General features: G+C 62.0%; 11 protein-coding genes. 7 read left to right on the top strand and 4 right to left on the bottom strand.

Annotation, left to right across the window (positions count from 1 at the left end; all coding sequences use genetic code 11):
* Window positions 1-141: 141 nt before the first annotated feature.
* The 3 genes from B5E60_RS11120 to yidC all read left to right on the top strand — a co-directional run bounded on the left by B5E60_RS11120 (window position 142) and on the right by yidC (window position 6,039).
* Window positions 142-2,292: a DUF349 domain-containing protein gene (locus B5E60_RS11120; RefSeq protein WP_087311608.1), complete on the top strand. Its 2,151-nt coding sequence runs from the start codon at window positions 142-144 to the stop codon at window positions 2,290-2,292.
* Between the two features lie 102 nt (window positions 2,293-2,394).
* A complete protein-coding gene (locus B5E60_RS11115; RefSeq protein ID WP_087311606.1) occupies window positions 2,395-4,020 on the top strand; it encodes a CTP synthase in 1,626 nt (541 codons plus the stop codon).
* Between the two features lie 63 nt (window positions 4,021-4,083).
* Entirely contained in the window at window positions 4,084-6,039 is a 1,956-nt protein-coding gene (gene yidC, locus B5E60_RS11110; RefSeq protein ID WP_087311604.1) for a membrane protein insertase YidC, read from the top strand.
* A 183-nt stretch (window positions 6,040-6,222) separates the two neighbouring features.
* Here yidC and B5E60_RS11105 read toward each other — a convergent pair whose 3' ends face one another.
* From B5E60_RS11105 to B5E60_RS11090, 4 genes are read right to left on the bottom strand one after another with little or no spacing between them, the layout of a single operon-like run.
* On the bottom strand, window positions 6,223-6,762 hold the full coding sequence (locus B5E60_RS11105) for an alpha/beta hydrolase (protein WP_087311601.1): 540 nt from the start codon (window positions 6,760-6,762) through the stop codon (window positions 6,223-6,225).
* Window positions 6,716-7,915, bottom strand: coding sequence for a class I SAM-dependent rRNA methyltransferase (locus B5E60_RS11100; RefSeq protein WP_087311599.1), 1,200 nt, complete (start codon window positions 7,913-7,915; stop codon window positions 6,716-6,718). Before B5E60_RS11100 ends, B5E60_RS11105 begins: the two co-directional genes overlap by 47 nt.
* Entirely contained in the window at window positions 7,912-8,520 is a 609-nt protein-coding gene (locus tag B5E60_RS11095; RefSeq protein WP_087311597.1) for a 3'-5' exonuclease, read from the bottom strand. Before B5E60_RS11095 ends, B5E60_RS11100 begins: the two co-directional genes overlap by 4 nt.
* A gap of 23 nt (window positions 8,521-8,543) precedes the next feature.
* A complete protein-coding gene (locus B5E60_RS11090; RefSeq protein WP_087311594.1) occupies window positions 8,544-10,556 on the bottom strand; it encodes a RecQ family ATP-dependent DNA helicase in 2,013 nt (670 codons plus the stop codon).
* A gap of 74 nt (window positions 10,557-10,630) precedes the next feature.
* Here B5E60_RS11090 and B5E60_RS11085 point away from each other — a divergent pair, with 74 nt between their 5' ends.
* The 4 genes from B5E60_RS11085 to B5E60_RS11070 all read left to right on the top strand — a co-directional run bounded on the left by B5E60_RS11085 (window position 10,631) and on the right by B5E60_RS11070 (window position 14,374).
* A complete protein-coding gene (locus tag B5E60_RS11085; RefSeq protein ID WP_087311655.1) occupies window positions 10,631-10,903 on the top strand; it encodes a PqqD family protein in 273 nt (90 codons plus the stop codon).
* A complete protein-coding gene (locus B5E60_RS11080) occupies window positions 10,900-11,334 on the top strand; it encodes a hypothetical protein (RefSeq protein WP_087311592.1) in 435 nt (144 codons plus the stop codon). The genes B5E60_RS11085 and B5E60_RS11080 overlap by 4 nt, the downstream gene beginning before the upstream one ends.
* Before the next feature lie 141 nt (window positions 11,335-11,475).
* Window positions 11,476-11,898, top strand: coding sequence for a Fur family transcriptional regulator (locus B5E60_RS11075; RefSeq protein WP_087311590.1), 423 nt, complete (start codon window positions 11,476-11,478; stop codon window positions 11,896-11,898).
* Between the two features lie 82 nt (window positions 11,899-11,980).
* A complete protein-coding gene (locus B5E60_RS11070) occupies window positions 11,981-14,374 on the top strand; it encodes a TonB-dependent receptor (protein WP_087311653.1) in 2,394 nt (797 codons plus the stop codon).
* Window positions 14,375-14,587 lie beyond the last annotated feature (213 nt).

Below are 14,587 nucleotides of genomic sequence, written 5' to 3'. Positions count from 1 at the left end.
TGCGGGACCGTTCCGCTGTAGGTCGCGATTGCGCGCTTGTTGCAGGTTTTGTCGATTTCTCTTTCGGGTTCCGCATAAAATGGTTATATTTGCGGGATTTATGGACGCTCCCTTCGCCGGGATGCAAAAACCTCTACTGTGATGGCTACTGAAAAATCGACACTTCCTGCTCCCGAGGAGCAAGTCAGCCCCGTGGCTGAAGATGCGAAAACGAGTCCCGTGGCGACTCCCGAATCCGCTGAACCCGAAACTCCGACCGAGGCGTCGACCCCGGCTGAATCCGTGACGCCCCCGATGCCGGAGACCCCGCAGGAGCCCGTCGGTGCCGCTCCGGAAGAGGTAGCCCCGGAAGAGGTGGCACGCCCCAAACGCGCCCGGATCAAACCCGCTGCGGAACCCGTCGCCGAATTCGATGACGAGACGGCTCCCGCTGACGTGCGGGTCGATTTCGCCGACGAGGAGGCCGCTCTGGCCGCCCACGACGCCGGACTCGAACTCGAGGGCGAAACCGCCGAGGAGGCCGAAGCCGATCAGCTGGCCGAAGAGCAGAAAAGCTCGCCCGAGGAGAAGTTCGCCGGCAAGAGCAAGGAGGAACTCGTGGGACTCTTCGCCCGCATGCTCGAAGAGCAGCCCGTACAGTCGATCCGCCGCGATGTCGAGGCGCTGAAGATCGCCTTCTACCGCCTGCGCCGCGCCGAGGTCGAGGCGGCACGCCGCCGCTTCCTCGAGGGGGGCGGTGCCGAGGAGGATTTCGCCCCCGCCGTCGACGGCGCCGAGGTGCAGCTCAAGGAGCTCTTCAAGGAGTACCGCCGCCGTCGCGACATCTTCATCGCCAACCTCGAGGCCGAAAAGGAGGCCAATCTCAAGGTCAAGCAGCAGATCATCGAGGAGCTCAAGGAGCTCGTAAACTCCGATGAGACGCTCAACCATACCTTCAACAAGTTCCGCGAACTGCAGCAGCGCTGGCGCGAAACGGGACCCGTTCCCCAGCAGTACATCAAGGATCTCTGGGAGACCTACAACCTCCATGTCGAGAACTTCTATAACTTCATCAAGATCAACAAGGAACTGCGCGACCTGGATCTGAAGAAAAACTACGAACAGAAGGTCGCCCTCTGCGAACAGGCCGAGGCCCTGCTGCTCGAACCTTCGGTGGTCGAGGCCTTCCACAAGCTGCAGAAGCTCCACGATCAGTGGCGCGAGACGGGTCCCGTGGCCAACGAGTACAAGGAGGCGCTCTGGGAGCGTTTCAAGGCCGCCTCGAGCCGCATCAACAAACTGCATCAGGAGCATTTCGAGGCCCTGAAGGCCGAGCAGGTCAAGAATCTCGAACTCAAGACCGGCCTCTGCGAGGCAACCGAGGAGCTCGCCTCGCAGCCGCTCACTACCCGCAAGGAGTGGAACCGTGCCAGCGACAGGCTGCTCGAGATCCAGAAGACCTGGAAGACCATCGGTTTCGCCCCCAAGAAGGACAACAACCGCATCTACGAACGTTTCCGCACGGCCTGCGACAAGTTCTTCGAGGCCAAGCGCCAGTTCTACGCCGGCCTGAAGACCGAAATGGAGCACAACCTGCAGCTCAAGAACGAGATCTGCGAGGCCGCCGAATCACTGGTGAACAGCGAGGAGTGGAAGAAGACCACCGACGAACTGATCGCCCTGCAGGCCCGCTGGAAACAGATCGGCGCCGTCTCGCGCCGCCACTCCGAGGCCGTCTGGAAACGCTTCCGCGCCGCCTGCGACAAGTTCTTCGAGCGCAAGGCCGCCCACTTCGCCTCGGTCGACGGCGAGTATGAGGAGAACCTGCGCCGCAAGCAGGCCCTGCTCGACGAAATGGCCGCGGCCGACGTCCGCACGGGCGGCTACGAGGTGATCCGCGACTTCCAGCGCCGCTGGAGCGAGATCGGATTCGTGCCCATCAAGCAGAAGGATGCCATTCAGAAGCGATACAAGGCCGCCGTCGACGAACTCTTCAACGCCCTGCGCGGTTCGGAACGCGACCGCTCGATGGGCCGCTTCCGCGAGAAGATCTCCTCGATGAAGGGCTCCGGCGACCGCCGCCTGCGCACGGAACGCGACCGCCTCTACAACAAGGTGCGTCAGCTGGAGCAGGAGATCGCCCTGCTGGAGAACAACATCGGATTCTTCGCCAAATCGAAAAACGCCGAGTCGCTCATCGCCGACGTGCGCGCCAAGATCGAACGGGCTCGCCAGGAGATGGCCGCAACCGTCGAGAAGGTCCGCATGATCGACCGCCAGGAGGCCGACGCAGACAAGGACCCGAACGCCTGACAGACGCTTCTCAAACCGTATCGATCGGAGCCAGTCCGGTCGATCGGTGTTTAAGGATTCAACCGTAAGAGACAGACAAAAAATACAGAAAATCAAGACAGCATGAAACTGACCAAACCCAAGTACATATTCGTGACGGGCGGTGTGGCATCGTCGCTCGGCAAGGGTATCATCTCGGCTTCGATCGCCCGCCTGCTGCAGGCGCGTGGCTATTCGGTGACCATTCAGAAACTCGACCCCTATATCAACGTCGACCCCGGAACGCTCAACCCCTACGAGCACGGCGAGTGCTATGTCACCGAAGACGGCGCCGAGACCGACCTCGATCTGGGCCACTACGAGCGCTTTACGAACCAGCCCACCTCGAAGGCCAACAACGTCACTACGGGCCGCATCTACAAGAGCGTCATCGAGAAGGAGCGCAAGGGCGAATACCTCGGCCGCACGGTGCAGGTCATCCCCCACATCACCGACGAGATCAAACGCCGCATCCAGCTGCTGGGTCAGACCAAAAAGTTTGATATCATCATCACCGAGATCGGCGGTACGGTCGGCGACATCGAGTCGCAGCCCTTCATCGAGTCGGTGCGTCAGCTCCGCTACTCGCTCGGCTACAGGAATACGGCGCTGGTCCATCTGACGCTGATCCCCTACATGGCCGCTTCGGGCGAGATGAAGACCAAACCGACGCAGCACTCGGTCAAGGCGCTGCTCGAGAACGGTCTGCAGCCCGACATCCTCGTGCTGCGCGCCGAGCGTCCCCTGACCACCTCCCTCAAGCGCAAGGTGGCCCTCTTCTGCAACGTCGACGCCAACGCCGTCATGGAGTCGATCGACGTGCCGACGATCTACGAGGTGCCCCTGAAGATGCACGAACAGCACCTGGACGAGGTCGTTCTCGACAAGCTCAACCTCCCGGCCGAGAAGGAGCCCGACATGACCGCCTGGAGCGCCTTTGTCGACAAGATCAAGCACCCCTCCCGGAAGATCGACATCGCCCTGGTCGGCAAGTACACCGAACTCCACGACGCCTACAAGTCGATCAGCGAGTCGTTCATCCACGCCGGGGCGGTCAACGACTGCCACGTCAGGCTCCACTACGTCAACTCGGAGAAGATCACGCCCGAGACTGTCGCCGCCCAGCTGGGCAAGATGGCCGGTATTCTGGTGGCCCCCGGTTTCGGAAACCGCGGCATCGAGGGCAAGATCGAGGCCGTGCGCTTCGCCCGTGAAAACCGCATTCCGTTCCTCGGAATCTGCCTGGGCATGCAGTGCGCCGTGATCGAGTTCGCCCGCAACGTCCTCGGCATCGCCGACGCCAACTCGAGCGAAATGGAGCAGACGGCCCATCCGGTCATCGACCTGATGGAGGAGCAGAAGGGTGTCACGGCCAAGGGCGGCACGATGCGTCTGGGCGCCTATCCCTGCGTGCTGAAGAAGGGCTCGAAGGTGGCTGCCGCCTACGGAAAACTCAACATCTCGGAGCGTCACCGCCACCGTTACGAATTCAACAACGACTATCTGGAGCGTTTCGAGGCCGCCGGCATGAAGGCCGTCGGCGTGAACCCCGACACCAATCTGGTCGAGGTGGTCGAGATCGAGGACCATCCCTGGTTCGTCGGTACGCAGTACCACCCCGAGTACAAGAGCACGGTGCTGAGCCCCTCGCCGCTCTTCGTCGCCTTCGTCAAGGCCGCACTCGATTACGCCGACGCGAAAAAAAAGTAGCCCGGTCCGGTTTGATCGCTTCCCCGTTTGATTACTCACTCAAAAACAAGCAACAACGTTTGAATGGACAAGAAATCGATTATCGGTATTGCCGTCGTGGCGCTCCTCTTCCTGGGGTTCGCCTTCTTCAGCAGTAAGGAACAGAAAGAATATCAGGAGCAGAAGGCCCTCTACGACGCCTATGTCGACTCGGTGGCCCGGGCTTCGCAACCCGTGACCCCGCTGGCTGCAGGTGCCGATTCGCTCGCTGCGGCGGATGCCGTGTTGGCCGATCCGGCCGATGCCAATTCGCTCGCCGCTGCGGCCCGGGTGCGTCAGGTCGAGATGCTCGGCGAGGCTCTTACGGCCGCCCGCGAGGCCGAGGCCGAGGAGTTCACCGTCGAGAACGACGTGATCGCCGTCCGCTTCTCGACCCGCGGCGGTCAGGTCAAGGGGGTCACCCTGAAGGATTTCACCAAGTATGCCCCCCGCGGAGAACGCAGCCAGCTTGTCGAGCTGATGGATCCCTCGACGTCGCGTTTCGGGTTGTCGTTCTATGTCAAGAACGGCCTGCGGAATATCCCCGTCAACACGCTGGACTACGTCTTCGAGGCGCAGCCCGTCGAGACGCTCGGGGACGGGGCCCGACAGGTGGTCATGCGTCTGCCCGTGGCCGAAGGGGCCGCGTTGGAGTACCGGTACCTTATATATGATACGAAGACCCCGCAGCGCGACTATCTGGTCGATTTCGACGTGTGCCTGGTCAACATGGCTCATGCCATGGCCAACCAGACCCAGATTCAGATCGACTGGTCGAACGATACCTATCAGAACGAGCGTGGATTCCAGAACGAAAACATGTACACCACGCTGGCCTACCGCTTCCCCGATGAAAACTCGATCGAAGAGCTGGGCATGAGCGAAAAGTCCAAGTCCAAGGAGGTCTCTTCGCAGGTCAACTGGGTGGCCTTCAAGCAGCAGTTCTTCTCGTCGGTCTTCATCGCCCCGGAGAATGTCTCCTATGCCAACCTGTCGTTCACGACGGCCGCTCCCGAATCGGATCTGCTCAAGAGCTTCTCGGCTCAGATGACCGTGCCCTATACGCCGCAGACCCAGAACTATGACTTCGCCTTCTACTTCGGCCCCAACAAGTATTCGATCCTCAAGAAGGTCGAGTTCCCGGCCGGTGACGACATCCACCTCGAACGGCTGGTTCCGCTGGGGTGGGGTATCTTCGGTTGGGTCAACCGCTGGTGCGTGATTCCGGTCTTCGACTTCCTGCGCAACTACATCGCGAACTTCGGCATCATCATCCTGATCCTCGTCATTCTGGTCAAGATCGTCATCTTCCCGATGACCTACAAGAGCTATGTCTCGATGGCCAAGATGCGGCTGATCAAGCCCAAGGTCGACGAACTCAACAAGAAGTATCCCAAGCAGGAGGATGCCATGAAGCGCCAGCAGGCCACCATGGAGCTCTACAAGAAGGCCGGCATCAACCCCATGGGCGGTTGTATCCCGATGCTGATTCAGCTGCCGATCCTGATCGCCATGTTCCGCTTCTTCCCGGCTTCGATCGAGCTGCGCGGGCAGTCGTTCCTCTGGGCCGACGACCTCTCGTCGTACGACAGCGTGCTGAATCTGCCCTTCTCGATCCCTTTCTACGGCGACCATGTCTCGTTGTTTGCCCTGCTGATGGCCATCTCGCTCTTCGGCTATTCGTGGTACAACTATCAGCAGACGGCCTCCTCACAGCCCCAGATGGCCGGCATGAAGTTCATGATGCTCTATCTGATGCCGATCATGATGCTCCTGTGGTTCAACAGCTACTCGAGCGGTCTGTGCTACTATTACCTCCTCTCGAACCTCATTACCATCGGGCAGACGCTCGTGATCCGGCGGATGGTCGATGACGAGAAGATCCATGCCATCATGGAGGCCAATGCCGCCCGAAAATCCAAGGGCAAGAAATCGAAATTCCAGCAGCGTTATGAAGAGTTGCTCCGTCAGCAGGAGCAGCAGCGCGCCCGCCGCAAATAGTCGGATGGCCGTTGTCCGCGGTTCGTCGGGGTCGGTGATCCGGCCTGACTGACGTCCCGGAGCTTCGGACGAAGCCGTATGAAAAAAGGGCTCTCCCCCGACGGGAGAGCCCTTTTTCGTGCGGTGCGCTTCGGGACCGGATTGGGTGCTCCTTCTATTCGTCGAAACCGATCGAGAAGAAGGTCAGTATGTCGGCCAGCACCTGCTGCCAGTAGCGCCACGTGTGGCTGCCGTGCCGCCTCCGCTCATCGAAAGCCCGGCAATGGCACGGTGCTGTTTGTCGGCAAGAATCCGGTAGCGGCTCTCGATCTGCGGCATGAACTCCTCGAAGAAGAAGCGTTCGTAGGGCCAGCCCGGAACATCGAAGTAGCCCATGTGAAGACCGGTGTGGTTCTCGCCCTCGCCCGAGGCGTCGGGCATGACGATCACCATCGGGTGGGCCAGTCCCGCGGCAAAGGCTTCATCGGCAATCTGGCGCATGTTGCCCTTCTCGGTCCAGGCCGTATGGGTATCGCTGGCGCCGTGAAGCAGGTAGAGAATCGGGTAGCGGCGCGTCGTGTCGCAGTCGTAGCCGTCGGGCAGGTAGACCGTGCAGCCTCTCGGCGGCCCGGGTTCTCCCTGTGCCCCGGGTTCTCTCGTCGGCCCGGGTTCTTCACCCCCCCCCTCGCCTCTTTCGCTACTCGACGTAGAGAACCAACCCCTTGAGGTATTCGCCCTCGGGATGGTAGATGTTGATCGGGTGGTCGGCCGGCTGGGTCAGCTGGTGCAGAATCCGCACCTTGCGCCCGGCGATGGCTGCCGCCGAGAAGACCGTCGTGCGGAACAGCTCCTTCGAAACTGCCTGCGAGCAGGAGAAGGTGAAGAGTATGCCGCCCGGACGAATCTGTGACAATGCCCGTGCATTGAGCCGTTTGTAGCCCTGCATGGCGTTGCTCAACACCTTGTGGTGTTTGGCGAAGGCCGGAGGGTCGAGGATGATCAGGTCGTAGCGGTCACCGATCTCCTTGAGGTACTCCACGGCATCGGCCGCCAGTTCCCGGTGGTTGTCCGTCTCTCCGAAGTTGAGCCGCATGTTCTCCGTGGCCAGCTCCACGGCCCGCTCCGACGAGTCGACCGAAACCACCTCGCGAGCCCCGCCCGAGAGGGCATAGACCGAAAATCCGCCCGTATAGCAGAACGTATTGAGCACCGTGCGGCCTCGGGCGTAGCGTTTCACGAGCTCGCGGTTCTCACGCTGGTCGAGGAAGAAGCCCGTCTTCTGACCCTCCTCCCAGTTGACGAGAAACTGTTCGCCGTTCTCGAGGACCACCTGCGACGGGTTTTCGGCGTGGCCCCACAGGTAGCCGTCAACGGCCCCGAGGTGCGCCTTGAAGGGGAGTGTCTGCGACGATTTGTCGTAGATGGCCGTCAGGCGGTCGCCGTAGGCCGCGCGCAGCGCCTCGGCAATCTCCATCCGCGAACGGTACATCCCCACCGAGTGGCACTGGATGACGGCCGTCGTGCCGTAGATGTCCACCACGAGTCCCGGCAGCGAATCCCCCTCGCCGTGGATGAGCCGGTAGCAGGTCGTCGCGGGGTTGTCCGTCAGACCGAGCGTGCGCCGCACGTCGTGGGCCACGGCCACGCGCCGGTTCCACCATGCCTGGTCGATCGGTTCGCGTTCGAACGAGAGCACCCGCACGGCGATCGATCCGACCTGGTAGTGGCCCTGGGCGATGAAGTCGCCCGTGTGGGTGTAGACCTCGACGAGGGCCCCTTCAGCGAAATCCTCCTCCTCTTCGGCCCGGATGTGGTCGATGGCCCCCGAGAAGATCCACGGGTGGCGGCGCAGGAGCGACTCCTCCTTGCCTTTGCGCAGAATGACTTGTGGTATCATGATCGTAGCGTTTTTTGCGGGGTGCGGAGCAGCTTTTCGTAGATCCGTGTGCAGACCCACGCATCGGTGGCGGCGTAGAGCTGCTGCTTGTCGGTCAGCGTCGCGGCCTCCCAGTTGCTCAGCCGCTGGGCCTTCGAGACACGCTGTCCCAGCACGATGGCCGAGAGCTTGCGCAGGCTCTTCTCGCCGATGCCCCACTGCGGGGCGATCGACTGCAGGTCGATGAATCCCGCCTCGCGGAAGTGGCGGATCTGGTGCAGCGCACGCAGATCGCCTGCCACATCGGCCCCGACCTTGAGCACCTGTTTGTTCTCGAGCAGCTGCAGGATGGGTTTGGCCAGCGGAATCCGGTTCAGCCGGAAGAGATAGCAGACCGTCGGCGTCGAGAGCTGGAGCAGCGATACGCGGAAGGTCACCCCCGGACGGAACGACGGCCGCGTCTCGGTGTCGAAGCCGATCACCGGTTCGGCGGCAAGCACCTTGCAGGCCTCGACGATGTCGCGTTCGTGGTCGATGATACAGATCCGGCCTCCGAACTCGATGGCCGGAAGCTGGGCGGTCTCTTCGTTGCTGATCTTATCGGTAAAGTTGTTGACTGTGGTCATCCCGAGTGAATGTTCCTGCAAAATTACGGAATAATTTTCAATATCCCGCTGCCGTCGGCGACGATTTTGCCCTCGGCGAGCAATTCGCGGAGCACCGAGGCGATGCGTTCGGGCGAGGCGGCACAACCGGCAGCCAGTTGGCGCGGATCGGCCGGACGGGCCGTCAACCGTTCGAGCAGCTGTCGCCGCAACTCCTCGTCCGAAGCCGCGGCCGACGGAGCGGCGGAGGCGGTCGATGGGGCGTCGGAGTCGGCCGGGGACGGGTTTTCGTTCGCACCGCCCGGCGTATTCGGAGTTCCGGCAGCCGCTTTGGCCGCCCGCTTGCGGGCCAGGCAGACGTCGCAGATCCCGCACGGCTCCGCAGACTCGGCCCCGAAATAGCGCTCCAGAATCGTGCTGCGGCACTCCGTTTCGTTGCGCGCGTAGGCGAGCATCTGCTCGAAGCGTTCGCGGATGAGTTCCTGCCGGCGGCGGTAGGTCTCCGGGGCAATGTAGAGATCCTCGCGCGGAAGCCGCTCTTCGTTCAGGTAGAGCAGCGGCGAGCGGTTCGACGGAATGTAGCGGATCACACGCAGCTGCCACAACTCCCGGAGCAGCTCCTTGACCCGTTCGACCGTATAGCCGCTCCAGGTGGCCAGTTCGCCCTCGTCGATGGGACGGAATTCGGTGAAGATGCCGTTGTAGAGGCGCAGCAGCGTGCGGATGAACGGGTCGAGCCGGTCGCGCTGGAGCCGAAGCCGGTAGAGATCGTCGCGGCTCACGCAGAACATTACCCGAGCAGGGTTGTCCTGCAGATCGGTCAGGGTCATGTAGCCGTTCTGCTGGAGCAGCTTCACGGCGCTCTGCACCGTCCCGGCATAGAGGTGTTCCCGCGCGCAGAAGTCGTAGAGGTTGAACAGATGGCTCGTCTCGCCCCCTTCGCCGATGCCGATCTGCAGGTAGGAACAGATCCGCTCGTAGATCTCCTTGATCTTCTCCAGTGGCGGAAACTCCTGCTCGAAACGGCGCGAGATCCGTTCGCCGTCGTCCGAGGCGACGAGCAGCAGCGCGTAGGCCCGCTTGCCGTCGCGTCCGGCACGCCCGGCCTCCTGGTAGTAGCTCTCCAGCGAGTCGCACATCGCGTAGTGGACCACGAAGCGCACGTCACCCTTGTCGATGCCCATGCCGAAGGCGTTCGTCGCAACCATCACCCGGACCCGTCCCTGCAGCCACTCCTCCTGACGCTGCGAACGGTCGGCGTGGCCCAGACCGCCGTGGTAGGCGGCCGTCGTAATGCCCTCGTTGCGGAGCTGTTCGGCCAGCTGTTCGGCTCCGTCGCGCGTGCGGGTGTAGACGATGCCCGATCCCGGAACGTTGTGCAGCAGCCGCAGCAGCTGGCCCAGTTTGTCGTCCGTGTGGCGGACGCTGTACGAGAGGTTCGGCCGCGCGAAGCTGCTGCGGATGACGTTCGGCTCGGCGAATTTCAGATGGAGCATGATGTCCTCGGCCACGGGGCGCGTCGCCGAGGCTGTCAGCGCCAGCACCGGGACGCCCGGCAGCCGCTCGCGCAGCTCGGCGATCCGCAGGTAGGAGGGGCGGAAGTCGTAGCCCCACTGCGAGATGCAGTGCGCTTCGTCGACGGCCAGCAGCGTCACGGGCATCCGCACGACCCGCAGCCGGAAGGCTTCCGTGGTCAGCCGTTCGGGCGCCACGTAGAGGAATTTCGTGTCGCCGTAGACGCAGTTGTCCAGTGCGATGTCGATCTGCCGCGGCGAGAGCCCCGAGTGGATCGCCACGGCCGGGATTCCCTGCCGCCGAAGCCGGTCGACCTGATCCTTCATCAGGGCGATGAGCGGCGTGACGACGATGCACAACCCCTCGCGCGCCATCGTCGGAACCTGGTAGGTGAGGGATTTCCCGCCTCCGGTGGGCATCAGCACCAGCGTGTCGCGCCCCTCCATTACCGAACGGATGATCTGCTCCTGAACGGAGCGGAAACACGTAAAGCCCCAGTAGCGTTCGAGTGTGCGGTAGATGTTGTCCGTGACAGATTCCATGTTCACAAAGGTACGAAAAATTAGGCGTTCTTCGGAATTTTTCCTATTTTTGCCCTCGGACAAGTCGTTGCATGATGAAGATCCGCTCCGAATACAGGCTCCGCGAAATGGCCGGCGAACAGGTTGCCGTGGCCCCCGGAGAGGCCGAAACCGCCGCTCCGACACGCATTCTGGCGCTCAACGCGCCGGTCCGTGCGCTGTGGAATCTCTTCCGCGGGCGGGAATTCTCGGCCCAACAGGTGGCCGAAGCATTGACGGAACGCTACAACGTGTGCCCCGAAAGAGCCCGCAGCGACGCCCGGAAGTGGATCGGACAACTCGTCCCGTGCGGGATCATCGAATCATGAAGCTCAAACGCTGCATAGCTCTGGCGCTCTGCGCCCTGTACATCGCGGCAACGGCCTCGGTGTCGCTGGCGTCGATGACCTGCAAGTGTCTGGGCATGATGCGTGCGCAGACCGAACTCCGTTGTGCGGAGTGCTGCGCGGCCGACCTGTGCACCGATCCGCTGCCCTGCGGCGGAGGGTGGCTCGCTGCGGGCTGCGACTGCGACCGGCACTCCACCGAAATCGAACTCTATACGTCGTCGCATCCGGACGACAGCGAAAAATATCTCCGTTGCATCGTCTCGGAACTGCCGCCTTCGCTGGCGGCCGAACTCCCCGAACCGGCCCGTCTCATCCTTCCGGCCGGCGATGCTTCGCTTGCTCCGGTTCCGCTCCCCCGGGAGGTCATCCTGCGGAACCGCGGGATGAGGGCTCCTCCCGTGAGAGGGTAGTCGGGAGCGTGTGCGGCGGAGCTGCGCACACTCCGCCGCGTATGAGCTCCCCGGCCGTACGTCGCCGGTTTTTCCCCTGTTTCGCAAATCGTTGAACTCCGCTGTCGGGGCAGGCCTGACAGCAGTTGACCGTCGAAAAGCATGAACGACAACCGTTTGGAAGAGATTCTGCAACAGCACGGTATCCGCCCTACGGCGGTGCGGATCCTGTTGCTCGAGATCATGGAGCGCTTCGAGAATACGTTCAGCCTCGCCGACCTCGAAACCGAGGCCGACACGCTCGACAAATCCTCGATCTTCCGCTCGCTCACGCTCTTCGCCCGTCACCATCTGCTCCACGTCGTCGAGGACGGCAGCGGTGCCACGAAATACTGCCTCTGCCACAACGACCACGCCTGCCGCGTCGAGGAGATGCATTGCCACTTCCATTGCGAAATCTGCGGAAAAACCTTCTGCCTGGACAACATCCATATCCCCGTGATCAGCTATCCCGAGGGGTATGAGGTCCGGGAGATCAATTACCTGATCAAGGGACGCTGTCCCGCCTGCCGGTCGAAACACTGATCTTCGCGCGCTGCCCGTCTTTGCAATCGGGTTGCAAAAACGTTGCGATACCTTTGCCGGCGTAAACAAATTGGATGATCTCATGATTCGCTTGCATCTGAACACTCTTTTCATGGCGGCTTTGGCCGTCCTCTGCGGGTGCGGGGCCGCCGTGGCCCAGGACCTGCGCGGCGTGGTGCGCGACGCCGACAACAACCCCCTCGTCGGCGCTTCGGTCTACTGGGCCGGAACCACCATCGGGTCCAGCACCGATGCCCAAGGGGCATTTCTGCTCCATCGCGTCCGGGGATACGACCGTCTGGTGGCCTCGTATCTCGGTTATGTCAATGATACGCTCCGCGTCGAAAACGGCGCCGAGCGCGTCGAGTTCGCCCTGCGTGCGGAGGGCGTAGCTCTGGAGGATGTCGTCGTCGAAGGGACCGTCAGCGGCAACTTCGTCAAGCGCGACGGCATCGTCAAGGGCGAGATGATCTCCTTTGCGGGCCTCTGCAAGATGGCCTGCTGCAACCTGGCCGAGTCGTTCGAAAACTCCGCCTCGGTGACCGTCGGCTACAGCGACGCCATCTCCGGAGCCCGGCAGATCAAGATGCTCGGTCTGGCCGGAACCTACACCCAGATCCTCGACGAAAACCGCCCGATCATGCGCGGCCTGAGCGCCCCCTACGGCATGAGCTACACGCCGGGCATGTGGCTCAACTCGATCCAGGTCTCGAAGGGCGTGGCCTCGGTGACGGCCGGCCACGAGGCCATCACCGGGCAGATCAACCTCGAACACCGCAAACCAACGGACGAGGAGCGCCTCTTCCTGAACGTCTATCTCGACGATGAGCTCCGCCCCGAGGTCAACCTCTCGTCGGCCTTCCCCGTCACGCGGGACAAGAAGCTCTCGAGCGTCATCCTGCTCCACGGTTCGGGTGACACCGACGTGCGGAGGATGGACCACAACGACGACGGATTCCACGATCTGCCCATCTCGAACCAGGTCAACGTGGCCAACAAGTGGCTCTATGCCGCCGACAACGGCATGCAGATCCGCTGGGGCTGGAAGTTCGTCCAGGAGAACCGCCTGGGCGGCATGATGGACTACAAGAATACGACGGCCATGCGCGACGCCATGCTCGAGGACTGGAACTGGACGGACGAGGACAAGCCCAAGCCCATGCCGCTCTACGGTTCGCACATCCGCAACCGCAACGTCAACGGCTATTTCAAGCTCGGCATGCCAGTCGGGCCGTCGGTCTACGATGCCGAGGAGGAGGACGAGATGCGCTCGAACCTGGCGTTCGTGGCCGATTTCGACCATTTCAACGAGGCGGCCTACTTCGGGCTGAACAACTACGACGGCAACCAGAATTCGCTGGCCCTGAATCTGATGTACAACCACTACTTCACCTACCGTTCGTCGCTCATCGTCGGCGGACAGCTCCATCTGGACTACTACCGTGAGGGGCTGCTCAACCGCACGCCCTGGATCACACAGTTGGCCAGCGCCGATTTCGATCTGGACCGCAACGAGCGTGAGGCGGGCCTCTACGCCGAGTACACCTATGCCATCAAGGACAAGTTCTCGGTCGTGGCCGGTGTGCGCGGCGACTACAACCACTATTACGACCGCTTCTTCGTCACGCCGCGCGGCCATCTGAAGTGGAACATCACCCGCTCGACCACGCTCCGCGCCTCGGCCGGTCTGGGTTACCGTTCGACGAACCTCATCACGGACAACATCGGCGTGCTGGCTACGGGCCGCGCCATCCGTCCGGTGACCTTCGACGAAGCCGGGCTGCCCGCCAACGGTTCGTTCCGCGATATCGACCGTATGGAGAAGGCCCTCACCGCGGGTGGAAGCCTCACGCAGACCTTCGGCCTTGTCGAGCCCGATGACGCCACGCTGAGTTTCGACTACTTCCGCACGCAGTTCTACAACTCGGTGGTGGCCGACCAGGAGATGTTCGCCGATCGGATTGTCTTCTACAGCACCGACGGCCGTTCGTCCACCGATACCTATCAGGTTGACTTCTCGTGGACACCCGTTGAGCGGCTCGACATCTTCGCCACGTTCCGCTACACGGACAGTGAGATGACGATCCGCCGTGCGGACGGCACTTCGGCCCGTGTCGAACGCCCGCTGGTGAGTCAGTACAAGACGCTGCTCAACATCCAGTATGCCACGAAATTCCGCCGCTGGACCTTCGATGCCACGGCGCAGCTGAACGGTCCGGCGCGTATTCCGACGCAGAATGCCGATCTGGCCGACAGCTACTACTCACCGCGCTATCCGATGTTCTACGCCCAGGTGAGCCGCAAGTTGGGCAAGTTCGACCTCTATGTCGGGTGTGAGAACATCGCCGACTACATCCAGAAGGACCCGATCATAAATGCGGAGAATCCATACGATTATCGCTTCAACTCGATGAACGTCTGGGGGCCGCTCATGGGTCGCAAGTTCTATATCGGCCTGCGGCTGAATATCTATTGACAGGCTGTCGAGCGGAGGCCGATATGGAACCGATGCAGACAATCCCTCCAAACCTCCCTTTGAGAAGGGAGGCTTCGGCAGCGGTTGACAAAGATGCGAAGATCGGCCTGCGGCTGAATATCTATTGATCGGCTGCCGAGTGGAGGCCGATATACCTAACAGGAGACCGATATGCCGGAAAACCCGGAAAACAAAACCGAAACAACAACCGAT

Source organism: Alistipes sp. An116, from assembly GCF_002161005.1.
GTDB lineage: Bacteria > Bacteroidota > Bacteroidia > Bacteroidales > Rikenellaceae > Alistipes > Alistipes megaguti.
This window is presented reverse-complemented; position numbering and strand designations above follow the sequence as displayed.